General features: G+C 47.3%; 24 protein-coding genes and 1 tRNA gene. 12 read left to right on the top strand and 13 right to left on the bottom strand.

Features of this window, described 5'->3' with window-relative positions:
- Positions 1–3 precede the first annotated feature (3 nt).
- Positions 4–1,482 carry an ankyrin repeat domain-containing protein gene (locus NC994_RS11835; RefSeq protein WP_190438097.1) on the top strand — a complete coding sequence of 493 codons (1,479 nt, stop codon included), beginning with the start codon at positions 4–6 and terminating at the stop codon, positions 1,480–1,482.
- A gap of 137 nt (positions 1,483–1,619) precedes the next feature.
- Here NC994_RS11835 and NC994_RS11830 read toward each other — a convergent pair whose 3' ends face one another.
- Entirely contained in the window at positions 1,620–1,790 is a 171-nt protein-coding gene (locus tag NC994_RS11830) for a hypothetical protein (protein ID WP_190438095.1), read from the bottom strand.
- 707 nt (positions 1,791–2,497) lie between these two features.
- On the opposite strand from NC994_RS11830, the gene NC994_RS11825 reads away from it, so the two are divergent.
- Both NC994_RS11825 and NC994_RS11820 read left to right on the top strand, forming a co-directional pair.
- Complete coding sequence (locus tag NC994_RS11825; protein WP_190438093.1) at positions 2,498–3,211, top strand: PEP-CTERM sorting domain-containing protein; 714 nt, start codon at positions 2,498–2,500, stop codon at positions 3,209–3,211.
- 197 nt (positions 3,212–3,408) lie between these two features.
- A complete protein-coding gene (locus NC994_RS11820; RefSeq protein ID WP_190438091.1) occupies positions 3,409–5,229 on the top strand; it encodes an HTTM domain-containing protein in 1,821 nt (606 codons plus the stop codon).
- Positions 5,230–5,454: 225 nt separating this feature from the next.
- Here NC994_RS11820 and NC994_RS11815 read toward each other — a convergent pair whose 3' ends face one another.
- Positions 5,455–6,375, bottom strand: a complete 921-nt coding sequence (locus tag NC994_RS11815) for a 2OG-Fe(II) oxygenase (protein ID WP_190438090.1) — start codon at positions 6,373–6,375, stop codon at positions 5,455–5,457.
- Positions 6,376–6,617: 242 nt separating this feature from the next.
- Between NC994_RS11815 and NC994_RS11810 the strand changes: the two genes are divergently transcribed.
- Positions 6,618–8,573, top strand: a complete 1,956-nt coding sequence (locus tag NC994_RS11810; RefSeq protein WP_190438087.1) for a sugar phosphate nucleotidyltransferase — start codon at positions 6,618–6,620, stop codon at positions 8,571–8,573.
- A gap of 77 nt (positions 8,574–8,650) precedes the next feature.
- On the opposite strand, the gene purH is transcribed toward NC994_RS11810, so the two are convergent.
- The 4 genes from purH to NC994_RS11790 all read right to left on the bottom strand — a co-directional run bounded on the left by purH (position 8,651) and on the right by NC994_RS11790 (position 11,804).
- Entirely contained in the window at positions 8,651–10,204 is a 1,554-nt protein-coding gene (gene purH, locus NC994_RS11805; protein WP_190438083.1) for a bifunctional phosphoribosylaminoimidazolecarboxamide formyltransferase/IMP cyclohydrolase, read from the bottom strand.
- A 298-nt stretch (positions 10,205–10,502) separates the two neighbouring features.
- Complete coding sequence (locus NC994_RS11800) at positions 10,503–11,027, bottom strand: photosystem I reaction center subunit XI (RefSeq protein ID WP_190413986.1); 525 nt, start codon at positions 11,025–11,027, stop codon at positions 10,503–10,505.
- Positions 11,028–11,141: 114 nt separating this feature from the next.
- Entirely contained in the window at positions 11,142–11,270 is a 129-nt protein-coding gene (locus tag NC994_RS11795) for a photosystem I reaction center subunit IX (protein ID WP_190413988.1), read from the bottom strand.
- A 36-nt stretch (positions 11,271–11,306) separates the two neighbouring features.
- Positions 11,307–11,804 (bottom strand): Photosystem I reaction center subunit III, encoded by a 498-nt coding sequence (locus NC994_RS11790; protein WP_190413990.1) that lies wholly within the window; start codon positions 11,802–11,804, stop codon positions 11,307–11,309.
- 102 nt (positions 11,805–11,906) lie between these two features.
- Here NC994_RS11790 and tsaD point away from each other — a divergent pair, with 102 nt between their 5' ends.
- Entirely contained in the window at positions 11,907–12,956 is a 1,050-nt protein-coding gene (tsaD, locus tag NC994_RS11785; RefSeq protein WP_190438081.1) for a tRNA (adenosine(37)-N6)-threonylcarbamoyltransferase complex transferase subunit TsaD, read from the top strand.
- A gap of 98 nt (positions 12,957–13,054) precedes the next feature.
- Here tsaD and NC994_RS11780 read toward each other — a convergent pair whose 3' ends face one another.
- Together NC994_RS11780 and NC994_RS11775 are read right to left on the bottom strand one after the other, a co-directional pair.
- Positions 13,055–13,426: a hypothetical protein gene (locus tag NC994_RS11780; RefSeq protein ID WP_190413995.1), complete on the bottom strand. Its 372-nt coding sequence runs from the start codon at positions 13,424–13,426 to the stop codon at positions 13,055–13,057.
- A gap of 202 nt (positions 13,427–13,628) precedes the next feature.
- Positions 13,629–14,597, bottom strand: a complete 969-nt coding sequence (locus tag NC994_RS11775) for an alpha/beta hydrolase (RefSeq protein ID WP_190438078.1) — start codon at positions 14,595–14,597, stop codon at positions 13,629–13,631.
- Here NC994_RS11775 and NC994_RS11770 point away from each other — a divergent pair.
- Positions 14,591–14,749 carry a hypothetical protein gene (locus NC994_RS11770; RefSeq protein WP_190426434.1) on the top strand — a complete coding sequence of 53 codons (159 nt, stop codon included), beginning with the start codon at positions 14,591–14,593 and terminating at the stop codon, positions 14,747–14,749. The two genes, NC994_RS11775 and NC994_RS11770, sit on opposite strands and share 7 nt — an antisense overlap.
- 12 nt (positions 14,750–14,761) lie before the next feature.
- Here NC994_RS11770 and NC994_RS11765 read toward each other — a convergent pair whose 3' ends face one another.
- Positions 14,762–15,487: a hypothetical protein gene (locus NC994_RS11765; RefSeq protein WP_190414000.1), complete on the bottom strand. Its 726-nt coding sequence runs from the start codon at positions 15,485–15,487 to the stop codon at positions 14,762–14,764.
- A 931-nt stretch (positions 15,488–16,418) separates the two neighbouring features.
- Between NC994_RS11765 and NC994_RS11760 the strand changes: the two genes are divergently transcribed.
- From NC994_RS11760 to NC994_RS11735, 6 genes are all read left to right on the top strand, one after another.
- A complete protein-coding gene (locus NC994_RS11760; RefSeq protein ID WP_190414148.1) occupies positions 16,419–16,946 on the top strand; it encodes a GNAT family N-acetyltransferase in 528 nt (175 codons plus the stop codon).
- A gap of 125 nt (positions 16,947–17,071) precedes the next feature.
- Positions 17,072–17,145, top strand: a tRNA-Pro gene (locus NC994_RS11755).
- Between the two features lie 510 nt (positions 17,146–17,655).
- Positions 17,656–18,429 (top strand): Tic22 family protein, encoded by a 774-nt coding sequence (locus tag NC994_RS11750; protein ID WP_190438075.1) that lies wholly within the window; start codon positions 17,656–17,658, stop codon positions 18,427–18,429.
- Between the two features lie 106 nt (positions 18,430–18,535).
- Complete coding sequence (gene prmC / locus NC994_RS11745; protein WP_190438073.1) at positions 18,536–19,438, top strand: peptide chain release factor N(5)-glutamine methyltransferase; 903 nt, start codon at positions 18,536–18,538, stop codon at positions 19,436–19,438.
- A 42-nt stretch (positions 19,439–19,480) separates the two neighbouring features.
- On the top strand, positions 19,481–20,068 hold the full coding sequence (locus tag NC994_RS11740; protein ID WP_190438068.1) for an L-threonylcarbamoyladenylate synthase: 588 nt from the start codon (positions 19,481–19,483) through the stop codon (positions 20,066–20,068).
- A gap of 37 nt (positions 20,069–20,105) precedes the next feature.
- Entirely contained in the window at positions 20,106–20,948 is an 843-nt protein-coding gene (locus NC994_RS11735; RefSeq protein WP_190438066.1) for a HAMP domain-containing sensor histidine kinase, read from the top strand.
- Here NC994_RS11735 and NC994_RS11730 read toward each other — a convergent pair.
- From NC994_RS11730 to rplU, 4 genes are all read right to left on the bottom strand, one after another.
- The gene (locus NC994_RS11730; protein ID WP_190438062.1) at positions 20,932–21,393 is read right to left on the bottom strand and encodes a GNAT family N-acetyltransferase; all 462 of its coding nucleotides are present in this window, start codon (positions 21,391–21,393) and stop codon (positions 20,932–20,934) included. The genes NC994_RS11735 and NC994_RS11730 overlap by 17 nt on opposite strands.
- 270 nt (positions 21,394–21,663) lie before the next feature.
- Entirely contained in the window at positions 21,664–22,641 is a 978-nt protein-coding gene (gene hemB, locus NC994_RS11725) for a porphobilinogen synthase (protein ID WP_190438059.1), read from the bottom strand.
- A gap of 236 nt (positions 22,642–22,877) precedes the next feature.
- On the bottom strand, positions 22,878–23,183 hold the full coding sequence (gene rpmA, locus NC994_RS11720; protein WP_190438056.1) for a 50S ribosomal protein L27: 306 nt from the start codon (positions 23,181–23,183) through the stop codon (positions 22,878–22,880).
- A 51-nt stretch (positions 23,184–23,234) separates the two neighbouring features.
- A complete protein-coding gene (gene rplU, locus NC994_RS11715) occupies positions 23,235–23,678 on the bottom strand; it encodes a 50S ribosomal protein L21 (protein WP_190438053.1) in 444 nt (147 codons plus the stop codon).
- Between the last annotated feature and the right edge of the window lie 188 nt (positions 23,679–23,866).

Genomic DNA, 23,866 nt, shown 5'->3' with positions numbered 1-23,866 from the left:
GCGGTGAGTGCAAATCAAGACTTAATTAGGGCGGCGAAGCGGGGAGAAATTCAGCGGGTAAAAGCGCTAATCACCGCTGGCGCTGATGTCAGTGCGACAGACCGGGAGGGCACTACTGCTTTGATGTTTGCCGCCCAGAACGGCTACACCGAGATTGTCAGACTTTTACTGGAGGCTGGTGCAAACGTCAATCAACTTAGACAACGATATCGTCTGACGGCTTTGATGATAGCGGCGGCAGCGAATCAGATTGACGTAGTTAGAATGTTAGCTGCCAAAGGATCTGATGTGAATGCCGCCAACGAGGATGGCAGCACAGCGCTGATGGTGGCGGCGCTGAAAGGTCATGTTGAGGTGGTGCAAATCTTGCTGGATGCGGGTGCCCAAGTTAATGTCAAAGACAACGTTGAGGATACGGCTTTGATGTTGGCAGCGCAGGAGGGCAAAGCTAGCGTGGTGCAAGCTTTGTTAGATGCCGGTGCTGAGGTGAATGGAAGGAGAGAGAATGATGGTGTCTCTCCCTTATTTCTCGCTGCTGGACTCGGACACGCTGAGACGGTGCAGGTTTTGTTAGAGCGAGGGGCAGATGCAAATGCCGAAACCAAGGACGGCAGAAGCCCCCTGATACAAGCTGCTGAGTTTGGTCGTTTAGAAGTGACTCAGCGGTTGTTAGCGAAAGGCGCTGATGTGAATGCGAAAGACAAAGAAGGTGAAACGGCTTTAACTCTAGCAATCGATCGAGTTCATCCGGAGGTAGTGAGAGCATTGCTGGAGGGCGGTGCCGATGTGAATGCTCAAAACTCGGATGGCGGAAGCCCGTTGATGGCTGCGGCAGCGATCGCTAACACGGATATTGTGACGGCGCTACTCGATCGCGGCGCGGATATCAATGCCAAAGATAAAGATGATGAGACCGCTTTAAACTTTGCCGTTGTCGAAGGTCATGGTGATGTTGTAGAAATTCTCCTCAACCGAGGGGCGGATGTCCAGTCGCGAAATAAGCTGGGCGATACCGCTTTGATGGTGGCAGCATTGCATGGTCAGACGGCGATTGTAGAAGCTCTGTTAAGAAAGGGCGCGAATTCTAACGCGGGGAATCTGGGTGAGACAGCGTTAACCGTGGCAGCATTGCAGGGGCACGCTGACACGGTGAAAGTGCTGCTGGAGGGTGGGTCTAAGCCTAATACACGAACCAATGACGGGAAATGTGCGCTAATCAAGGCAGCTGAGCAGGGGCACGCGGGGGTGATGCAAGGGCTACTCTCGTTGGGAGCGGATATCAATCTTCAGGATGACGCGGGTGCGACTGCTTTAATGTGGGCGGTCCAGCGGGGTCATGCGAATGCCGTGCAGGTATTGCTGAAAGCTGGTGCGGATGTGAATTTGAAAAACCGGGGTGGCTACACGGCTTTGGCGATCGCCCAAATGAATCGAAACCGGGAAATCGCGCGATCGCTCAAAGCATCTGGAGCTGTAGATTAATGCTTAAAAGCCTGTAAAGGGTGCCAAGGAGTAAGGAAGTAGAGTGCAAGGCGGCGACACGCGATCGCGTGCCCAGCACTCTTACAGCATTTGTTGTAGAAATCTCTGCGAATCAATATTAAGCGGTAAATAGCACATCAATTAGTGTGGAATGCTACTTTTCCATAACGGCTTCCCCTGCAATGCCGCTGAATCAAGACGACACTCCCTGTAGCAAGCTGAGGGATCGTTTTAGCACCCGGATCGGTGTGAGCGATCGCGCCATCTCCGTGTATTTGTAGGTTGGGTTCAGGAACGAAACCCAACACACAGAAGCTTTTGTTAGGCTTCGCTCCTTAATTCAACCTATCTTTGCTTTGAATTTTTAGCTTCTTCGTGAATCGTATTGGAAACTGCCTCGGCAACCGATGGTAACTAGCCAGAACTGGCTACACAAGAATCATCTGGGCTTAAATACACAACACGAGTGGGAACTCAAACGAGTCTAGGGTGTTCTATCTGTTTGAGGATGGCGCAAGAGATGAAACCGCTTTAAATCTCGCAGTAAAAAACAGCGATCGCCTTCTTAAAAAACATCAATCATTTACGTGGAATCCTCATAAATTATAAAGGAACGATAAAGAAAAATGCCTATCTATTTAAAGCTATCAATAAGTTACGTATAAACCCTGATATTTAATTTTAAGAAAATATAAACATAATCTATTTTTATATAGATTTATTATAAAGCCTCAGTACAAACACTTTGCTTTAAATTAGAAACTAACAAACAGCTTCGTTTTAACTAGGTAAATAAAATAAGTAAAATCCTCATCAGTAGAATCATGAAGTAGCGATAAAGAACGCCGCCATTTTATTTAAAGATATCGAGAAAGTACTGAGAATCTATTGTGGCTTAGAGGAGCCACTGATATATTGCGTACATTGGCTGAGCGTGAAGTATGCAGAGCTAAAGAAAAAGCCTTATCTACAAACGCCAATTTAATCTTGTGTCTTAACCAAGGAGATTTCATCGATGAAAGTAACTTCATTTTTACCTTCCGTTCTAGCAGCAGCTGGCATTGCTATTACATCCTCTTTTTTGATGCCAAGCTCGGCACAAGCCTTTCGATTTGGATTTGAAAACATTACTAGCAATAATGCCATGAACGCGGCAACTGGGGAAGCTCAGCTGTTCGTAGATGTTCTAGACGCTAGCGGTGGAGAGAATCTTACATCTAACCAGGTAATGTTTAAGTTCAGTAACGTGGGGCAAGCTGCGTCTTCGATTACCCAAATTTACTTCGATAATTCTACCGTTTTGAAGTCCATCACGTCGATCACTGACAGTGGTGACGGGGTATCGTTCTCCGAGGCGAAGAAAGGGAATCTACCAGGAGGAAATAATGTCAAATTTACAGAAGATTTCGTGGTAGATGCTAAGACGCCAGTATCATCGATGGGGGTAAATCCGGGAGAATTCGTTAACATATTCTTTGATTTAACGTCAGGAAACACGTTACAAAATGTCTTTAACGATTTGACAAGCGGTTCTCTACGCCTTGGTTTCCACGTCCAAGCCTTTAGCGACGGTAAAAGTGAATCTTTTGTGAATAAGCCGGATGCCCCTGGCGGCGGTACTGGCGGCGGCAACGGTGGTTCAACAAAGGTACCAGAACCAGGCACTGTGGCAGCTCTAGCCTTAATGGTTGGAGGACTGAGAGTAGTACGCCGTCGGAAATCTAACTAAACCATTCATTGATTAAATAGTCATTGTTTCGGTAAGCGATGGGGGTTGGAAGTTTAGTTGAACTTCCAACCCTAATTTTTGCTAACCAGGTGCTTCTGTATCGGTGGCACTGTAATTTGGATAATGAATGGCGATTTTGGCGACTTTTATAGAGATTTTAGTTATAACCGAATTGTCAATTAAGGGGCTAAGGTTCTATGTTCTCCAAGGAGAAAAAATTTAAAAGTGGCTTTGAGAGGAAGCTAGAGGAACTGTTTGGCTTGGACTTGCGATCGCTCGCCTTGTTTCGCATCGGTCTAGCGTTGCTCGTCGTTACCGATCTGATTAATCGTTCTAAGGATCTCAAAGCTCATTACACTGATTTTGGCATCCTTCCCCGCGCCCCACTGGTTGAACAATTTTTAAATTCTTGGTTTTGGTCAGTACATTTATTCAGCGGACAAGCCTTATTTCAAAGTTTTCTATTCTTATTTGCTGGATTTATTGCCTTTGCACTGTTAATCGGTTATCGGACAAGATTTGTCACTATCGTATCCTGGGCACTCTTGGTTTCCCTTCATAGTCGAAACCCGATGGTACTCAGTGCTGGAGACATCGAATTTCGCTTGTTGCTATTTTGGGCAATGTTTTTGCCGTTAGGGGCGTCTTATTCGGTGGATAGCGCCCTCAATTCATCCTCAAAAGCTTTGCCGGAGCGCATTTTGTCCGGTGCAACGGTCGCCTTGACACTACAAATCTGCTTTGTCTACTGGTTTACATGGGCGCTGAAGTCCGATCCGATCTGGTGGAAAGAAGGCAGCGCCGTTTATTATGCCTTGAGCATCGATCAGTTTGCGACCCCCATCGGTCAATTTTTCTTAGGATTTCCGCCGCCACTGCTCGTCTTTTTAACCTACACCACGCTGGGGATTGAGTTATTAGGGCCATTTTTACTGTTCATCCCCATCCGTACCAGCTTTTTCCGCTTGTGTGCGGTGGCGACATTTATCCTGTTACATCTCGGTTTTGGACTAGGACTAACGCTGGGTCTTTTTCCGTTTATTAGCGCGATCGCTTGGCTAATTTTCATCCCTAGCGAGTTTTGGAATGGGATCTCTCAGCGCCTGCAAACTCCGCAACGTCAGGGACTCAAAATCTACTATGACGGAGAGTGTGGTTTCTGTAAAAAGACGGTATACCTGATCCGCACCTTCTTAGTATTGCCAGGAACGCCACTGCTTTTAGCTCAGGATGACCCGGAAATTTTCGCGGACATGAAAACTCACAATTCCTGGGTAGTGGTCGATTGGGAAGGATACAAACATTTCAAATTTAAAGCGATCGCCTACGTCTGTCACCTATCACCCTTACTTCGACCTCTGAGTCCCTTGTTGGAATGGCGTCCTGTCTTGTCTGTGGGTACGAAAGTCTACGAAGTTATTGCCAACAATCGCCGCGCCGCCTCTAAAGTCACGACTCCTTTAAAGTTTCGTCCTCTGGAAGTGCGTTCTTCGTTGTTAACAGATATTATTGCCTTCCTCTTATTGCTTTGCGTCTCTTTGTGGAATCTCAGGACAATTGCTCCCTCTATCTTTAAGCTGCCAAGCGTGGTTAATTGGGTGACGCTTGTGTTGAGATTAGACCAAAAATGGAGTATGTTTGCTCCCTATCCACTTAAAGATGATGGCTGGTATGTCATTCCAGGTCAGCTTAAAAATGGCACCGAAATAGATGTTTTTAAAAATGGCATACCTGTAAGCTGGGAAAAACCACGTCTTGTGTCTGCGACTTATCCAAACGAGCGTTGGCGCAAATACATGATGAATCTTTGGAGCAAGGACAATTCCAAATATCGTCTTTACTATGGGCGATATCTTTGCCGAAATTGGAATTCTCAGCACCAAGGGTCACAGCAGCTTGATACCTTTTCTATTTACTTTATGCGCGAAAATACCCTGCCAAATTATCAAACCCCAACGGTAAAAAAGGTTCGCATTTGGAAGCATTCCTGCTTTAATCCATCCCCAGAAGATAACTAAACAAATCTGCATTTGGAAATGCACATCAGCCTTATAGTATGCGTTTTTTCGTCGCGTATACACTGGGAGTATTCTACGTTTACCAGAATTTATCTAGACCCTGGAGGATGCAGCTACAAAAACGTAGCCTGACGGAGACAGGCTAATTCTTTAAATGGTCAATTAACCGGACTTGATATTAGACCGCAAAGGCGGTCTTTGTTCGTGTAGCTGCGACTTTAGTCGTTACGCATTATTTACTTGACGACGCACCCAGCCATTAATGGTGAATCGACTGTCTGCGAAAGCTTTAGAAGGACAAACCACAGGCAACACTTCGTGTAAATAGCGGCTCAGGAAAAACACAATGCTGTTGTTTTTCGGTTCAACTGTTTTAAACGAGTCTGATTGTACGTAAAAATTGTTTTCCACCTTACTGTCGTAAATCAGTAACTCTCCACCAGAAAAGGGTTTTGGCTCGCGATAAAAGTAATAAACATAAGTTAATTCTCTAGTGATAGTTTCAGGGCTGCCATTATCGTTATGAATTTTGAAATAATTCCCGTCATTATGGGAAGTTAACTGACTTTCAATATCGGAAACTTTAAAAGAAGGTATCCCTAGCTTTCTGAAGACATTTGGGAGAATCGCTTTAATTCGATTGACTACCAATTCAGAAAATTCAGGGAAGTAATAGAGAACCATTGAGCGACGATAGTCAGTCTCGTTTGTTGAAGTGCTAGTAGAAACAAAGTTTGACTCTTGTTCCCAAACATAATTAAGTAAGCGGTTCTTTTCCTCCAAGGTTAAGAAATTATCAATTTGCACATATTCAGAAGGTAAAATATTTGGTAAAAAATCTACAGATTGAGGTGGTGGCTCTTCTATTGGCGGCAAGTTTTGTTGCACATACAGGGGCGGTTCCGTAACGATACCAACCAAGCGATCGCTCGAAAAAGACAGAGCCGCATGACCCTCATTAATGGGAATCTGAAACAAACAAGAAAATACCGCTTCCTGCTTTTGGGATTGAGCCACAATTGTCTTCAGCAGACTGTGGAGTACGGGTGAATCTGACTTGAGATAAATGGTGTACTCATGCCCTCCCGTTAGGAGAAGCTGAACTTTTACATCCTGGACGTTAGGCTGCTGTGGAGCCGATTGCATAAACGTTTCCTCTTCGATGTTGAAAAATTGAAGAAACTATCTTTGGGCTTTCTCCCTAGCTTCAGAGCAATTTTAACCAGTCGATGCGATGTATTGACTGGTACCGATACCCAACGGGGTGCAAAAAGCCGAATCATCGCGGTAGATAAATCGCGTAGATAAAAAGAGCGATCGCTTCAACGCTTGCTCACCACCCAGAGTAGTTTATTACTAGAGGGTGCGAAGATAGCAGCATGAAATTTATGAAAATTTTTGTTCCAGGTCGCCTGTGTCTGTTTGGCGAACACAGCGATTGGGCGGGAGACTATCGCCGCATCAATCCGAATTTAGAAAAAGGCTATACGCTGATCGTCGGGACTAATCAGGGGCTTTATGCCGAGGTTAAGCCTCATCCCACTCATCTGATTTTTCACGCTTCCCTGAGTGACGGCACCCGGAAAACGCTGACTCTGCCGATGGACGCCGAGGTTTTGCTTGCCGAAGCTGAAAAAGGTGATTTCTTTAGTTATGCCGCTGGCGTTGCCTACCAATTTGTGGCTCGCTACCGAGTGCGCGGACTGGAAATCGACAATTATCTGACAGATTTGCCAGTTAAGAAAGGTCTGTCCTCCAGTGCTGCGTTGTGCGTCCTCGTAGCTCGTGCTTTCAATCGCGTGTATGACTTAAAGATGACCCTCCGAGACGAAATGGAGTTGGCTTATCTGGGGGAGATTACAACGCCTTCTCGCTGCGGACGGATGGATCAAGCGTGTGCTTATGGCGATCGCCCGATCCTGATGGTTTTTGATGGCGATTCGCCTAGCGGCGATAGCTTCGCTTCACGCTTGGATATTATTGAACTAAAAGTGCCCAAAAACCTATTCTTTGTAATCGTGGATCTCGGTGCTGGGAAAAATACCCAAGAAATACTCAGTAACTTGAATCAGTGTTATCCTTTCGCCAGTAACGAAGTCCAAGAGAATGTCCAGAAATATCTTGGCTCCATCAGTTCTCAAATTACTCAAGAAGCAGTAGACGCCTTGCAAAAAGGAGATGCTGAACAAATTGGTATTTTGATGAAAAAGGCACAAACCGAATTTGATAAGCATCTAATTCCCATCTGTCCTGAGCAATTAACAGCTCCCATCCTGCATAAAATCCTTGATTATGAACCCATTCAGCCCTACATTTGGGGAGGGAAAGGTGTTGGTTCGCAAGGGGATGGTACAGCACAATTTATCGTTAAAGACGAAGAAAGCCAGCAAAAAGTCATTGAAATTATTGAACGGGATTTTCCTAAAATGCAAGGTTTAAAGCTAACACTTCATGCACGCAAAGTTCGCAAAGCTATCATTCCAGCCGGAGGTTTCGGAACTCGTTTATTTCCAGCTACCAAGGCGGTGAAAAAGGAATTTTTCCCGATTATCGATCGAAAGGGTCGTGCCAAGCCGGTAATTCTAGCAATTGTGGAAGAAGCCATCAGCGCTGGTATAGAAGAAATCGGGATTGTAGTGCAACCAGGCGATCGCGCACTTTTTGAGGAGTTCTTTAAAGCTCCACCTCCAGGCGAACTTTTCAAAAAATTATCGCCGCAAAATCAGGAATATAGCCAGTATCTACAAGATTTAGGCAGCAAAATTAAATTTTTGAATCAAGACAAACCAGAAGGCTATGGTTATGCTGTATTCTGTGCCAAAGAATGGGTGAAAGATGAGCCATTTCTGCTGATGCTGGGCGATCATGTTTACTCATCGGACACTGAAACATCATGTGCAGGTCAACTTTTAGATGCTTATAAACAAGTTAATCAAAGTGTTGTTAGTTTAACGACACTTCCAGCAGAAAGCCTTCATAAATCTGGCTGTGTTACCGGAATTTGGCAGGAATCAAACTCAATCCTTTCAGTAACTCAACTTGCAGAAAAGCCCACAATTGAGTATGCACGCCAGCATCTTCGTGTAGAGGGAATGGCAGAAGATCAATTCTTATGTATATTCGGTTTATATGTACTCACACCGAAAATATTTGAATTTCTCGAAAATAATATTCAAAACAACTTCCGGGACGAAAAAGGCGAATTTCAGTTAACATCCTGTCTCGATCACTTGCAACAGGAAGAGGGAATGACCGGATATATTGTCAACGGTAAGTGTTATGACACCGGATTGCCAGATCCCTATCGCCAGACAATGATTGATTTTAGAAATGCACAGCAGTAGTTAAAAGGGTGAGCGATCGCGATAAAGCATCTGAACCCCGGCGATCGCTACCTCCCTCTGACTCTTTCTGTGACTACTTAATGCAAGAAGTGACGGATACCTGTCAACACCATCACTAAACCAAGCTCATTAGCAGCCTTAATCGAATCTTGATCGCGCAGGCTGCCTCCCGGCTGAACAATCGCTACAATTCCCGCCGCCGCTGCTGTCCGCACCGAGTCATCGAAGGGGAAAAAACCATCGCTGGCAAGCGTGGCACCTGAGGATTTTTCTCCAGCTTGTTCTAAGGCAATTTTGACCGAACCGACGCGATTCATTTGCCCAGCACCCACACCTAAAGTAGTGCGATCGCGCGTTACAACAATCGCGTTAGATTTAACGTGTTTGCAAACTTTCCAGGCGAATAGTAATTCTTCCAGTTGTTCTGGCGTTGGTTGCTTTTCTGTGACGACTTGCCACTGGCTGGCGTTTTCCACCACGTCATCAGAAGCTTGGACGAGGAAACCACCGGCAATAACCTTAACTGTATTTTCTGGCCCAGCCGCCAAGTCTGGCAAAGTCAAAACCCGCACCTTAGACTTAGCCGCCAGAATTTCCTGTGCCTCTGGTTCGCATCCCGGTGCCACGACGCATTCTAAAAATGTTTTGGTCAGTGCTGTCGCTGTGGAGGCGTCAATCGGCTGATTTAGCGCCACAATCCCACCGAAAGCCGAAACCGAATCAGCATTAAAAGCTTTTTCATAAGCCTCAGACAAGCTATTGCCCAAACCTACGCCGCAGGGATTATTGTGCTTGATAATCGTCGCTGCTGGGGTATCGGGAAACTCAGCAATAATCCGCCGCGCTGCTTCCAAATCCACTAAGTTGTTATAACTCAGTTCTTTTCCCTGAAGTTTAGTCGCCGCCGCCCATCCAGACGCAACTGCCCCAGTTTGATACCATGCGGCAGGTTGATGGGGATTTTCCCCATATCGTAGAGCTTGCAACTGTTGTCCAGAAAGGTCAAATTGGGTGGGTAGGGGCGATGTATGCGCCTCGACAGGGGATTGATGGGTGAGATAGGTCGCGATCGCCCTGTCATACCCCGCCGTATGCTCAAACGCCTCTCGTGCCCTAGCGAGACGGAACTCAAAGGACACGTCCCCGCCCTGTTGCTGCAATTCCTGCAAGTAGGCATCGTACTGGTTTGGGTTGGACAAAACTGTTAGATGTTGGAAGTTTTTTGCAGAAGCCCTTATCATCGCCGGACCACCAATGTCAATCTGCTCAATTGCTTCCGGCAATGTGACTTCGGCTTTCGCAATCGTCTGCTCAAAAGGATAAAGATTTACTACCACTAAATCAATTGGGCGAATTTGGTTCGCCTCCAAATCTGCCAAATCTTGGGGCACATCCCGACGCGCCAAAATCCCGCCATGAATCCGGGGATGCAGGGTTTTGACTCTCCCCCCCAAAATCTCCGGAGAACCCGTGTAATCCGAAACTTTTGTCACGGGTAGCCCAGCATCTTTAAGGGCTTTAGCCGTTCCACCACTGCTGATTAAATCAAACTCAAATTTTTCAACCAACTGACGGGCAAAGTCGATTAGCCCAGTTTTATCAGATACACTCAGCAGTGCTAGACGCGCCATAACTTCTAAAGTCCCTCTTTTTCCAACCTTACTCAGGATAAATGCGATCGCCCTCATGCACAAACAGAGAACCCTGCCCTCACGGCATGGGCAGGGTTCTTGATTCAAAGCGAAGTGAGGAGTTTCAGATAACCGCTTGCCTGGTGGCAAGAAAACGGTTGGTCAGTGGTTTGCCTCAGCCACGACGCCACGCATTTCTGGTTAAACAGATGGGTGGACGCGCAGTGGTAAGCCAGTCGTAACGAACGCTAGAAGACTTGTATAACAGGTGTTTCCAAGCTAGCGATCGCTACTGCTACTACCCAATTTTGAACAGACCTTGAAGCAGTTCCAAATTGGAAATCAGCAGGTAGGCGATTCCCGCACCACCAACTCCACCAATCAGAAAATTACTCGCAAACTCGTTCCAGCCTTCCTGACTATTGAGGGCGTCTGGAGGACGGGGCGTGGTAATCGTTTTAGTGGGGTTGGGGGGATTGCTAGAAGCGTAGAGGGATAGCCCAATCGTCAAAATGATAATCAAGCCAACCGTTGACAGCAAACCTGCCAGGTTCGCGACATCTGTATCGCGCAGAGGACCCAGTTTGGCGAAGGGACCAATCAACCAATAACCATGAGCCATACCAATTTCTAATGCTCGGCGTCCGGGTGACAGCCCTTTGCGATAGGCTGGCAAGTTATTGATGTAAGCCTCTGTGAAACCGGAAGAATTAATCGGCGTTGCTAAATTGCCAATTTGCGGATCGCCAGCTTCATGGACAACTTCCCGATTTCTGGGGTCGTTACGACGATCTTTCGAGTCGCTTATTGCTTGCACTTGCATAATTTCTTCACCTTTTGATGAGCTAGTGCCACTAATTATCGTTGGGTTAAAACTGGAGATGCTTCTATCGTTTGATACAGCATTTTTTAACCAGTCTTGAAAATCCTGCGATCTTTACGGCATTGGATGGAAAAGCAGGTCGGGGAAAATGTAGATAAAGACAGCCAAGAGACTAGCCTGAAGGGATAGCCACACAATAGCCAGAACCGGAGCTAGGGAAAGATACTTGAGGAAATACTGCATGAATCATTCTCCAAAACAGTCAATAATTCAACGTAACTAGCGAATTGAGACAGGAATCTCATCTTCTTTTGCAGTCAATTCACCCGTGAGCAATTCTTTGACTGCTGCCAAAGGCCAAGTGAAGCCACTTAGCATAAAACCAACAGCCCGGGGAACATCCAGTTGGATTTCTTTATACTCTGGGTTTGCCTCTTTTTTCACCGATTGAATATAGGCACGACCAACCCAACCAATCCAACCCGCAATATACAGGAACAGAATGCTGGGAATGATAAAGTCACCGGCACGATCCAGGCGACCATCTACAACCAAGTGGGGTAAACCCTCTGGGCCACACATTGCCTGAGAATAACGTTCAAAACGCTTGCGCCCTGAATCGGGGTCGAAGTTGGTATTGCGGGCGGTTGCAGCACGTTGCTGAAAAGCCTTGGACTGGCTGCATGGCACCAGACCCGATACGTTATCAGCCGATGCCGTTGGGGCAACGCTAAACCAAATACAAAGGGCAAAAATCAAAGCCAACAATCGTTTCATGGGATTGTTTCCTTTTGTTACAAAACGAAAACTTTTATGTACAAAACAAGGTCATTGTTTGTACGGAAGCAATCATGTATCGATATATTAAAGTACCAGTGAATGTCAACAGTATTAGCGATTGAAACAAGTTGTGACGAAACGGCGGTAGCGATCGTAAAGAATCGTCAAATTTGCAGTAGCATCGTCGCCTCACAAATCCCTGTTCATCGGCAGTATGGCGGGGTTGTGCCAGAAATTGCTTCCCGTCAACACGTCGAAATAATTAACAATTGTTTAGACAAAGCACTCCAAGAAGCGCAGATGGAGTGGGCGTCAATTGATGGTATTGCGGCAACCTGCGCCCCTGGTTTGGTGGGGGCCTTGTTGGTGGGGCTGACGGCTGCCAAAACTCTTGCGATTGTCCATCGGAAACCGTTTGTCGGAGTCCATCATCTGGAAGGCCACATATACGCTACTTATTTGAGCGAACCTTCTTTACAGCCGCCTTTTTTATGTCTGCTGGTTTCGGGCGGACACACCAGCTTGATTTATGTAAAAGATTGTGGTGTGTACGAGACACTAGGAGAAACCCGCGATGATGCCGCTGGTGAAGCCTTCGATAAGGTAGCGCGGTTGTTAAATCTGGGTTATCCGGGTGGGCCGGTGATTGACCAACTCGCCCAAGTGGGGAATCCGCAAGCCTATCCTTTGCCGGAAGGGAATGTCGGGGTGCCAGGGGGCGGCTATCATCCCTATGACTCTAGTTTTAGTGGCTTAAAAACAGCTGTGCTGCGACTGGTGCAAAAGTTGCAGCAGGAATCTCCGTCGCTGCCAGTGAATGACATTGCGGCGAGTTTCCAGGAAAGCGTAGCGCGAAGTCTGACGCGAAGGGCGATCGCCTGCGCCCTCGACTACGGTCTTGATACCATTGCCATCGGTGGCGGTGTCGCCGCCAACAGTGGGCTGAGAAAACACCTGCAAGTCGCTACTGCACAGCGAAACCTGCGGGTGCTATTCCCCCCGCTAAAATTCTGCACTGACAACGCCGCCATGATTGCCTGTGCTGCCGCCGATCATTTGAATCGGGGTCATACTTCCCGATTGACTTTGGGCGTTCAGTCCCGGCTGCCAATTACTAATGTTATGCAGCTTTACCAAACTTCACAGTAGAAGTTTGCATCCAGTTTTGAGGCGCGAGGATGCAATATTTTTCAGACAAAGCGATCGCGCAATTTCTAAACAAACCTTAAATCAGTCGATTCTCTCGATCATTTTGATGAGTAAGGATGCAATACTTTGGATAGCGCGATCGCCCGGTTTCTGTCTGAAAGCTGCTGCAAATTCAGCTGATTATTCTCATCTAAAAGATTTTCTTTCTGCAAAAGCTCATAAATTGTTAAAGACAGCAGCATTTCTACCTGATTCGCCCGACTGCTGAGCCAATGATGAGTCTCTGCATCCGAGGGAAAGCGCTCAATACACTCATTTGTGTAACGGCGAAACTCTCTGACATCATTTAAAAGCCGAACCAAATAACTAGGACACTCGCAAGCAATTACATCGGCTGCCTCGCAGATAGCCAGCAGATGTTCGTCAGTCAACTCCGAAGAAATTTGAATAGTCTGTTTTGGATCGATCATAATTTCAGCACAAGTATCAGGAAAGCCTTAGATTCATCAGTTGATTGTTCCCTTGCCACTCAGACTAATTACTACTCTTCTGGGAGCGCTCATCGCGATCGCAGTCAAAATCTAAGAAGCGAAAATCAATATCGTTTTTTAGCAGGCACCCCTTTAATCTTAATAAAATTTAAAGATTTATGGTGCCAACAAAACATCTACCTTAAGCGAAGTTGCTAGAATCCGGACAATTAGCTATAATATTGCGAATTTCGGTAGCAACTGCCTCTGGCTGCTCCACCATCGATAGATGTCCGCAGTCCGGAATTTCCATCACGTTCTCACCACAACCCTGAAATAACGGGTGAAAGCTTGCTAAGTGCCGCACATACTTCGGTTCCATTACCCTATCTTTAGCACCAGCAATAAAATAAACCGGCTGTTTTAGCCGTGACACCACCTGCGGTAAGCGATTGACCTCCGCTTCCGTCGTCGAATCCAGTAAAGTCCCCAGCGCCGCTTCCGGATGAGCCGTAATAAAATCAATCAGTCGCTGTCGTCCCCAGCACCGAGCAATTGGGCGCGCCACTTGCGCCCGTGTAAAAGGCAAATCAATCCCCGGTACATAGCACAGCCAATGGGGACGCCGTTTCAGAAGCTGCTGACCCGCAGCCCGAAATCGCTCGAAGGCCTCCTTCAGATAAATGCCACCTCCAGCATTAATGCAGACGACCCCCTTAACAGAATCAGGTTGCTGGTCTGCCGCCCAAAGGGCAATGCTGCCACCCAACGAATGACCAATCAGCCAAGCACTAGAAATATTCAGCTTCTGCAACAAAATACCGACTTCTTTGGCATAAGCAGCTGGAGTGTAATTCGAGAGGCTCAACGTAAGAGGCTCTGAAGAGCGAAGAAAGTTCTCCTCTTGCTGACTCTCGCCGACGACTTGCCGACTCTGCACCGACATTTCTTGACGGGTGAACCCATAATTATCTAGAGGCTGAGAATCACCAAACCCCCGCAAGTCGTAAGACAAACACTGATAATCTGGTGCTATCTGCTCAATCAGGGGTTGCCAGTACCGACGGCTGAGGAGCCAGCCGTGGATAAAGACCAAAACAGGGGTAGATGATGCAATGGGAGGCGTCAAATCGTAGGTGTGCCGAACTCCCAGGATTTCGATAGTTGCCATATTTTGATCCTATCCCGAAGTTCTACCAGATTGGTCAAGAAGTCATTGTTATTGGTCATGGCTTACCCCTGCCTTACGAAACGTCTGCTTGTCGGCGCGATCGCTTCGAGAAGCGTAAAGTTAGGACTATTGGACAAAAGACTAATGGCTAAACATTCTAAACATTAAAATCTGCGCCCTAGCAATCGCTGACGCACGCTTTCAGCAATTTTTTGACCTAAATATTCCGGAATCACACTTTCGTTCGGTCCCAATAAGTAAAGAATCAAGCGGGTGCGTCCTCGCCAGACTAGCAAATTGGCATTGACCACCAGCAAATCCTCTTGCCAGATAGCGTACATCACCTTATAAAACAGACCCGGTTGGTTATCCGCCTCAATTAACAGCGCCGGAAGATGGAAAACAGGGTCTACATAAAATTCCGTTTCTACCTGCTCCAAACCGGCATCCAGATTAAATTCCACTGCCAGCATCTCTTCTACTTCAAAGCGCCCAGCCAAAGCTTCCCGAATGGCGCGACAGACATTTTCCGAGGTTTTGTCTGTCAGTGCTTTGCTGCCACGAGACACCACCAGTTTGATGAAAACTAGCATCGGAGGAGCGATTTGACCATATAGACTGAGACTGTGAATGGTCAGCCCGTATGCAGCCAGAACCCCAAAAATATCACTTAGCAGAAAAGATTGGTTGCGGTAAGCAAAATGTAGGGCACTTTTATTGCCTTCGGGTTTCAGCTCAATAACCGCTCTGGTGGTTTTATAGAGCCGATAGGCAAGCCTCAAGTTTTGTAGCTGAATCTCACTGCTGACAAACTGCTCGTAGAACTGAGGAAACGCCCGATTAAAGCGCTTCAGAAGTTCTAGTGTGGATGATTTCAAACCCGTGGCCATATATAGGGCTAAGACTCGCTTGCCAGGTTAAAAGCATTTTGGGAGATAGAGCCAAGTGCCCTTCGCCAAAGAACCTTCTCTTATGGTTAATCTCTCACAAATTTTCCTAAAAAAATTATCCACTCGATACCAACTCCCGGTGGAGTTGAGTAGATTGGTGCAAATAAAGATAACTGGTGCAAGTTCTCCCTTGCCCCTTAGTGAAATAACTCAACATTCGTCGTATCATGACTAGCTGCCCGTACATGATTTTCTTTGTTTTTGCTCACCTGTGCCAACGCGATGTGGCATCCAGGAAGTAACCAGTCAAAAGCTGCCTCTGTTTCTCAGTTCTTCTGTTGCTCTTGTCTCCAGTCATCAGCCAAAAACTTGTGCCTAGCTGCACGATGGCTTGGCGAGACGGTAGCTTCTCCCGACCGACAATTCAAGGAAATCGGGATTGCTGTGGAGCTGCGGAGTATTAACCCGTAGAATTCAGTCTAACTAATGTATTGCCAGTATTGCCGAATGCGCCCCAAACCACACAATGCCGCACCCGCTCCAGATCGGGGAGTGCGTGTAATGGTTTAAAAGGTAGCGCAATTGTGTTATCATTTTTTTCGTGATGTTTGGGCTAGATTCGTTGAAATAAGAGGGATGGAGATACTGAGACTGTATCACTCTCCAAGAGTGTACGTGACTCCCCCGCGTCAATTGATTGCACGAGATTGATTCGTTCCTCAGATTGCTTCGTTTCTCGCAACCGGACACCGGAAGTAAATCCTGTAGAGATTAGATATTTGGTACTTGCAGGGAAACCTGAAAGTGTTGTATCTGGTTTCTTCGATCAGGAAGTCTCAGATCGCGTGTTAGCACACGCGGTGCGAAGCACGGTTGGGAATTCCCCAGACTGCTGGGAACTGGAGAATGTAAATACCTTAACCACACCTGCATGGGTTTTTGGAAAAGCTTGTTTAGCGGTTCTGATGGTAGCACTGCGTCGAAGCCGACGCTGGGGGAGGGGGATGTTGTAGAAGGTACAGGCGATCGCACGGGCAGCGGCTCTCGGATATTTTTCAGCACCGAACGCGACATTGACCTTTATGAACTCGAAGAACTCTGCGATGCGGTCGGGTGGTCCCGGCGTCCGCTACGCAAGGTCAAGAAAGCAATCGAACATAGTTTTTTGGTAGTTTCGATGTGGGAAGTGCGAGGAACCCAGCGGCGGCTGGTAGGCTTTTCCCGCGCAACTTCCGATCATGCCTTCAATGCCACCATTTGGGATGTGGTAGTTCACCCGGATTTCCAAGGCAAAGGATTGGGGAAGGCGTTGATGAAGTACGCGATCAAGAAGCTACGCAGTGAAGACATTAGCAACATTACTCTGTTCGCTGACCCCCAGGTGGTGGATTTTTACCGGGGACTGAATTTTATTGCCGACCCGGAAGGAATTAAAGGGATGTTTTGGTATCCAGATTAGTTTGTAAATTCTTTACTCCAAATATCGGCTAAATAAGCTATAATAACCAGAGGTCACTGGCAGGCGTGTCAGGGGAATTAAACACCCAAGACCCGATCGGCTGATAGCCAATCGCTGAATTTCACCGGGATGTAGCGCAGCTTGGTAGCGCGCCTGCTTTGGGAGCAGGATGCCGCAGGTTCAAATCCTGTCATCCCGATTTTTAGTAGTAAAAAGAGTTAGCCCCAAACCTGCCAAGGTTAGAGGGAATCTCAATAATTTTCGGGTGTGATGTCTGACACCCTGCTGAAATTCCCTTGAGGACTTCGGGAGGTGATTCATACAGATTTTTCCCTAGTAAATTGGGAGATAAGTTGGCTGACGATTGCCTGGAACTCATCCTAATCTTACATAGTCATAGAGGGTTACAATTCGCGATTCATTCCCTCAGTAATTTGGGAATTCCATTTCCGAGTATGCAGCATTGAGAATGAATAAATAGCGAGTTCAGGCATCAAATTGACCTTTGGTGCCAGGAATTAGGACATGGGGAGTTAAACAGTTCAAAAATGACAGTCGCAACAAAACAGTAGAATCGATAAAGTTTAGTTGGAAATAAACTTAGACCCATTCATTCGGGTACTGCTAGAGCGAAGAAACATTATCGCCTTGTCTCGACTCTATTATTGGTAAGGCGGGGTATTCAACGAAAAATTTTGAGGGAATTGTAATGAGATCATTAGTTCGATTGAGCGCAACACTGGGTTTAGTGGGAAGTGTTGTACTGGGAGCGCTGCCCGGTTTGGAAACGCTGCGGGCACTGGCATTGCCAGAACAACAGGTTCTAGAAAAGTTGCAAGCTGTGCCCGTGTTTACGATCACCGATCCTCAAGGTTCTCCATTAGTTGCTTCAGTGAATGAGGGGCAAAAGAAGACCGCAGTGGCAGGTGTTTTTATCAGCCAGCAAGATGCCCAAACATTTATCGAACGGTTGAAGAAACAAAATGCTCAACTAGCAAGTACGGTGAAGGTGGTACCCGTATCGCTGGGAGACGTTTACAAACTGGATCAAGCGAATGCAGCCAAGCCAGATGGTCTGGATTTTGCTTTCGTACCCACCCAGCAGCAGGTAGATTCAGCAAAAGCCATCCTGAGTCAAAGCGGCAAACCCGTGCAAAATTTTGATGGGGTTCCTTTGTTTGTGGCAAGAGGCGGAAAGGATAAGGGGTATTTGACCTTACAACGAGACAATAAACCCATCATTCCTTTCTTCTTTAGCAAAGAAGAATTACAGAGTATGCTGGATCGATTCAAACAGCAACAGCCAGGTCTGGCATCTACAGTGGAAATTCAGGTGGTGAATCTGGAGGGTGTAATTGAAACTTTACGCACCAGCAATAATCAGCAGCTGAACAACATTGTACTGGTTCCACCCAAAGCGTCAGTGGACTTTGTGCGATCGCGTGGTCCTGCCCCCGCGAATTCTCAGCAACAACGTCGCTAAAGCAGTAAATAGACAAAAGAATCAAAGATAAAAGATAAAGTATGAAGGATAAACTTCATACTTTATCTTTTATCTTTTTTCCTTGATTCTGGCGTTTTCCTTGGGTATGGTTTCAGGTATAGAACTTTGGAAGTGGCGCAACTGGGCGCGGGATGCTGCCAAATCCGCGGACGTTGACCCAACAGAAGTAGACTGGTTGCTGCGAGAAGTCGCCGCTCTAGATCGGTTGGCGCTGCGGTTGGAGTCTTTCAAAGACAAAACCCAGATAAAATTACCGATGCCGTTGCCGGAGTTAACCCAGATGTGGCAACGGCGTCTGGATGAGCGGTTGCCAGTTCAGTACCTGGCTGGTATTGCTCCCTGGCGTCATTTTTCTCTGTTTGTTTCACCAGCAGTATTGATTCCGCGACCGGAAACAGAATATTTGATTGATTTGGCGGTTGCCGCTGCGGCTCCGGGCGGAGCCTCGCCGCCTTTACAGCAAGGACATTGGGCAGATTTAGGAACTGGCAGTGGCGCGATCGCTCTCGGACTCGCAGATGCCTTTCCATCTGCCACTCTCCACGCGGTTGATTATAGTCCGGCTGCTCTAGCGATCGCTCAACAGAATGCCCAGCAACTGGGTTTAGCGGCTCGCATTCAGTTTTACCAAGGTTCTTGGTGGCAGCCGTTGTCCGCCCTAAAAGGTCAGCTCAGCGGCATGGTATCAAACCCACCTTATATTCCCAGTCATTTGCTGCCTTCCCTGCAACCGGAAGTGGCGAAACACGAACCCCACCTCGCCCTCGACGGTGGCACAGATGGCTTAGATTGCATCCGCCATTTGGTAGAAACAGCGCCAGACTATCTGCGACCGGCGGGTATTTGGTTGATTGAGATGATGGCGGGACAAGCCGATACAGTTGTTCAACTGTTGCAAGATCGAGGCAGTTACTGCAAAATTCAAATTCACACCGATTTAGCTGGGATTGAACGCTTTGCCTTAGCCTATCGGAAACCCGATGAGTGATGAATTTGAGGGGATTTATTCAAAACTCAAAACTCTAAAAAAATGACACAAGTTTCAATGGCAGCCTTGATAGAAGGCGCTCGTTCTGGGAGTTTGGTTAGCTTTCCCACCGATACTGTACCAGCACTGGCAGTGCAGCCGGATCGGTCAGAGTTAATTTTTGCAGCAAAGCAGCGGCGGCAAGATAAACCGCTGATTTTAATGGGCGCAAACGCTTTAGATTTGTGGGATTTTGTCAAGGGAAGTCCATCTGAATGGCAGATTTGGCAACAAGTTGCTGACCAATATTGGCCTGGTGCTTTGACTTTAGTATTACCAGCCTCAGCGTGCGTTCCCAAATCGATGAATCCATCTGATCCGGCTACGATTGGGTTGCGCGTGCCGAATTCTGGCGTCGCGCTCTCAATTTTGTCGCAAACTGGCCCTTTAGCAACCACCAGCGCTAACCGTTCGGGGGAGCCACCTTTGGAAACGATGGCAGAAATCGCAGCGCAGTTTCCCGATGTCCTGACGCTATTCCCTTCGGAATCAGAAACAACGCTGACGGCTGGTGTTCCTTCCACCGTCGCCAAATGGACGGGCAGCGGCTGGGAAATCTTGCGGCAAGGAGCGGTTAAATTGGTAGTTTAATCGACTTAGCTAATCAGCAAAACTGGTAATTATATTTATGCCCCAAGACGCGAATCCGGACGTGACAACCATCCTGGAGGAACTTAAGCAAACCCAGATGGCGTACCACATGGCAACAGAAATGAGCCAGTTTAAAGCTGGATTTTTGGCGCGGACTTCTCATGAATTGCGATCGCCCCTCAACAGTTTGATTGGCTTGCATCAGTTGATTTTGTCCGATTTGTGTGACAACCCAGAAGAAGAACGAGAATTTATTGCTCAGGCTCACGCCTCTGCGCTGAAGCTGATGCAACTGATAGACGAAATTATCGCTGTTGCCAAAACTCAACACGGCACCAGTCGGATAGAGATTCAACCGATTGAGCTTGCCAAGGTTTTAGAGGAAGTCTACAACTTGACTCACCTGCAAGCAGCGAATCGGAGTATCCGCCTTGAGGTATCGCCACCCGATCGAGAGATTTACGTTCTGGCAGATCCGCGACGATTGCAGCAGGTGCTGCTAAATCTGGTCGATACCGCGATCGCTCGCATGGACGAAGGCAACATTCGGGTTTGGGTTCCCTCCTCACCAGCATCTGGGCACATCCACATCTGGATTGATGCCGAGTGCCCCGTTAGCGTCTGGAGCGAGCCAGTCGATTTGCTCAAAGAGCAAAAGACACAGGAGCTGGTAGGGGCACCCAGCAAAGGAGCACCCCGACAAATGCCACAGCTATCCGAGGGGATGAACTTACTGATTGCTCAAACCCTCATCGAAGTGATGCAGGGACGCCTGGAAGTAGTGGCAGCGCAACCAGCAGATGCCTCTAATACTTCAGCCGCCCAGAATCTCACCCGGCTTCAGTTTTCGCTTCCCCTAGTACCTATTGAGACGACATAACTTCAGCAGGCAGAGGCTCGGTTAGGGGCTGGTTGTTATACAGCACCATCGTCGTACTGGGGTTGCTACATTCAAAACCGATGCGCGTGTAAAAGCCCTGTTGATAAGTCGTCATCAGGTAGACCCGCTCTACCCGACTGACACGAGGATGGCTCAAGACTGTTTCCACCAACTTGCGTCCGAGTCCTGCGCCTTGGTATGCCGGATGTACGACCACATCCCAGATAGTGGCACGATAGATACCATCGGAAGTCGCTCTGGCAAATCCAATCAGCTTGTTTTCATCCCAGACGCTAATCACTGGATCGCTATTGGCGATCGCAACTTTTAAATCTTCAATTTGCCGGTTCTGTGCCCAGAAGGCAGCTAAGTGAAACAGCTCTTGCAGTTGTTGAAAGTCGATTTGTGATTTACGGTCACAAAATTGAATATGACTGCAATCCATCGTCATCAATAATTTAGAGTCTCGTACTGGCTCATTCTACTCATCAACACACTGGGGATTGGTGTTCAATTGCACCGAATTTCTGTAATTTGCCGCTTTTTTAGCGAAATCTACCGTTTAGCTTACTCATATCCAACCCTAAATCTGTACCGCCAGACGGATTCCTTTTGAACATAAGTAGCTAACTAAGAATGCTGGATGAAATGTGAAGGATGAAAATGCCTAGTTCTAGGCGAATCTGTTGTTTTTTTCATCCTTCACCCTGACTTCCTACAACCAACGGGCGGCATCTTTGGCGTGGTAGGTGAGAATCAAATCAGCTCCAGCCCGCTTGAAGCTGGTTAAAGTTTCCATCACGACTCGCTGTTCGTCAATCCAGCCATTGAGGGCAGCCGCTTTCACCATCGCGTATTCGCCGGAGACATTGTAAGCGGCTACCGGCAAGTTGCTGGCTTCTTTCACTCGCCAGATGATATCCATATAGGCAAGTGCTGGTTTCACCATCAGCATATCCGCCCCTTCTGCAATATCGAGTTCGATTTCTTTGAGGGCTTCGCGGGCATTACCGGGGTCCATCTGGTAAGTTCTGCGATCGCCAAACTGCGGTGTTGAATCAGCCGCATCCCGGAAAGGGCCATAATAAGCCGAAGCATATTTGGCAGCGTAAGAAAGAATCGGTGTATCTTGGAATCCCTCTGCATCCAATCCTTCCCGAATCGCCTGCACAAAACCGTCCATCATCCCAGACGGAGCGATAATATCAGCGCCAGCCTTGGCTTGAGACACTGCTGTTTTCTTGAGCAATTCCAGCGTCGGGTCATTCAACACCCGTCCCGTCAAGTCGCCCACTTCCAAATAACCACAGTGACCGTGACTGGTATATTCGCACAAGCAAGTATCGGCAATAACAACTAAATCCGGCACGGCTTCTTTCACTGCCGTGGCAGCTTTTTGGACAATCCCGCAATCGTGCCACGCACCCGTCGCATCTACATCCTTATCTGCGGGAATGCCAAAAAGAATGATGGCGGGAATGCCGAGGTCATAGACTTCTTTTGCCTCTTCCACAATTTTGTCTACCGACAGCTGGTAGACCCCTGGCATCGATTTCACTTCCTTAGCAATGCCCTCTCCCGGTACGGCAAACAGAGGGTAGATTAAGTCACTCGTGGCAAGAACCGTTTCACGCACCATCCGGCGCAGCTGGGTTGAGGTACGAAGGCGGCGAGGGCGATGAATGGGAAACATGGCGTTAGTGTAGTGAATAGTTGTTAGTAACTAAAGCAGTCAAAAAAAGTAACAATTTGTCACATTGAGCCAAGCAAAATATTGAGATGAAATTTTTTGCTGCCACTCAGAATCACATATTACGTTTATTTTGACCAACCAGCGCGATCGCTGATAAAAAAATGCCGAATAAAAGGAGGGGCAATTTATAAATTGCCCCTCCTTTCTTAATCTATCCAACTACTAGGTCTGGATACTTATACCTGAGCCGGAACGGGTGGATTCTCAGGGGATGCTTCCGCCGCTGCTGGCACAGCGTAAACGCTTACCTTCTTGCGGCTTCTGTCCTTCCGTTCAAAGGTCACGATGCCATCAATGAGGGCAAACAAGGTATAGTCTTTGCCCACACCGACATTATTGCCAGGATGAAACGAAGTTCCCCGCTGACGCACCAAAATACTACCTGCTCTGACGGTCTGACCGCCGAAACGCTTGACGCCTAAACGTTGAGCGTTAGAATCACGACCGTTGCGAGTACTACCCGTACCTTTCTTATGAGCCATAATTTCCTCAATTGTTCTTACTACTTACTATTCTGCTGTAGTCTCAGCGGTTTACTCGGTCGCAGCCGTCTCGGTATCTGTCTCATCAACAACCACCGTTGCCACAGCTTCTTGAGCTTCTGCTGACTCATCAGCGCTGGGGGTTTGGGAAGCCTGTTGTTCGGAAGCCACCACTGAGCCATTGATGCTGATGGAGTTGATCATCAGCTGGGTGATTTCCTGGCGATGTCCTTTCTTGCGGCGGGTTTTCTTTTTGGGCTTCATCTTGTAGACGATGACCTTCTTACCGCGCCGGTGTCTCATCACCGTGCATTCTACCGTCGCCCCTTCGATGAAAGGTTGACCGATGGTCACATCGCCGTCGTTCTGAACGAACAAAACCTTATCAATGGTAACTTGCGTGTCTGGTTCCGAGGGAAGCAGTTCGATATCGTAAAAGCGACCTGGTTCGACTCTCAGCTGTTTGCCGCCAGTTTCAATAATTGCGTAACTCATGGGATAGTCCTAGGGGTTGCCGTACAGGTAGCTGAATTAGGTGATTGTCAGTTGTCTTTAGTCTTTAGATTCGCTTCTATTGACCCTATGACTAATGACCTCTTAACCAATGACCAATCAGCTTTTGGAATGTCTCAACCTGATCCGAGCAGGAATAGACAGACAATCTTTCATCATCCATGATTACC

This window comes from Trichocoleus sp. AS-A1, assembly GCF_039962015.1.
In the GTDB taxonomy this organism is placed as follows: Bacteria; Cyanobacteriota; Cyanobacteriia; order Cyanobacteriales; family FACHB-T130; genus FACHB-T130.
Note: the sequence above shows the minus strand (reverse complement) of the source record. Positions and strands in the feature narration are given on the sequence as shown.

Bases quoted from the DNA above. Each gene is read 5' to 3' on its own strand.
- NC994_RS11825 (WP_190438093.1), top strand. From the start codon at position 2,498: ATGAAAGTAACTTCATTTTTACCTTCCGTTCTAGCAGCAGCTGGCATT.
- NC994_RS11820 (WP_190438091.1), top strand. From the start codon at position 3,409: ATGTTCTCCAAGGAGAAAAAATTTAAAAGTGGCTTTGAGAGGAAGCTA.
- NC994_RS11815 (WP_190438090.1), bottom strand. From the start codon at position 6,375: ATGCAATCGGCTCCACAGCAGCCTAACGTCCAGGATGTAAAAGTTCAG.
- NC994_RS11810 (WP_190438087.1), top strand. From the start codon at position 6,618: ATGAAAATTTTTGTTCCAGGTCGCCTGTGTCTGTTTGGCGAACACAGC.
- purH (WP_190438083.1), bottom strand. From the start codon at position 10,204: ATGGCGCGTCTAGCACTGCTGAGTGTATCTGATAAAACTGGGCTAATC.
- NC994_RS11800 (WP_190413986.1), bottom strand. From the start codon at position 11,027: ATGCAAGTGCAAGCAATAAGCGACTCGAAAGATCGTCGTAACGACCCC.
- NC994_RS11795 (WP_190413988.1), bottom strand. From the start codon at position 11,270: ATGCAGTATTTCCTCAAGTATCTTTCCCTAGCTCCGGTTCTGGCTATT.
- NC994_RS11790 (WP_190413990.1), bottom strand. From the start codon at position 11,804: ATGAAACGATTGTTGGCTTTGATTTTTGCCCTTTGTATTTGGTTTAGC.
- tsaD (WP_190438081.1), top strand. From the start codon at position 11,907: ATGTCAACAGTATTAGCGATTGAAACAAGTTGTGACGAAACGGCGGTA.
- NC994_RS11780 (WP_190413995.1), bottom strand. From the start codon at position 13,426: ATGATCGATCCAAAACAGACTATTCAAATTTCTTCGGAGTTGACTGAC.
- NC994_RS11775 (WP_190438078.1), bottom strand. From the start codon at position 14,597: ATGGCAACTATCGAAATCCTGGGAGTTCGGCACACCTACGATTTGACG.
- NC994_RS11765 (WP_190414000.1), bottom strand. From the start codon at position 15,487: ATGGCCACGGGTTTGAAATCATCCACACTAGAACTTCTGAAGCGCTTT.
- NC994_RS11760 (WP_190414148.1), top strand. From the start codon at position 16,419: ATGGGTTTTTGGAAAAGCTTGTTTAGCGGTTCTGATGGTAGCACTGCG.
- NC994_RS11750 (WP_190438075.1), top strand. From the start codon at position 17,656: ATGAGATCATTAGTTCGATTGAGCGCAACACTGGGTTTAGTGGGAAGT.
- prmC (WP_190438073.1), top strand. From the start codon at position 18,536: ATGGTTTCAGGTATAGAACTTTGGAAGTGGCGCAACTGGGCGCGGGAT.
- NC994_RS11740 (WP_190438068.1), top strand. From the start codon at position 19,481: ATGACACAAGTTTCAATGGCAGCCTTGATAGAAGGCGCTCGTTCTGGG.
- NC994_RS11735 (WP_190438066.1), top strand. From the start codon at position 20,106: ATGCCCCAAGACGCGAATCCGGACGTGACAACCATCCTGGAGGAACTT.
- NC994_RS11730 (WP_190438062.1), bottom strand. From the start codon at position 21,393: ATGGATTGCAGTCATATTCAATTTTGTGACCGTAAATCACAAATCGAC.
- hemB (WP_190438059.1), bottom strand. From the start codon at position 22,641: ATGTTTCCCATTCATCGCCCTCGCCGCCTTCGTACCTCAACCCAGCTG.
- rpmA (WP_190438056.1), bottom strand. From the start codon at position 23,183: ATGGCTCATAAGAAAGGTACGGGTAGTACTCGCAACGGTCGTGATTCT.
- rplU (WP_190438053.1), bottom strand. From the start codon at position 23,678: ATGAGTTACGCAATTATTGAAACTGGCGGCAAACAGCTGAGAGTCGAA.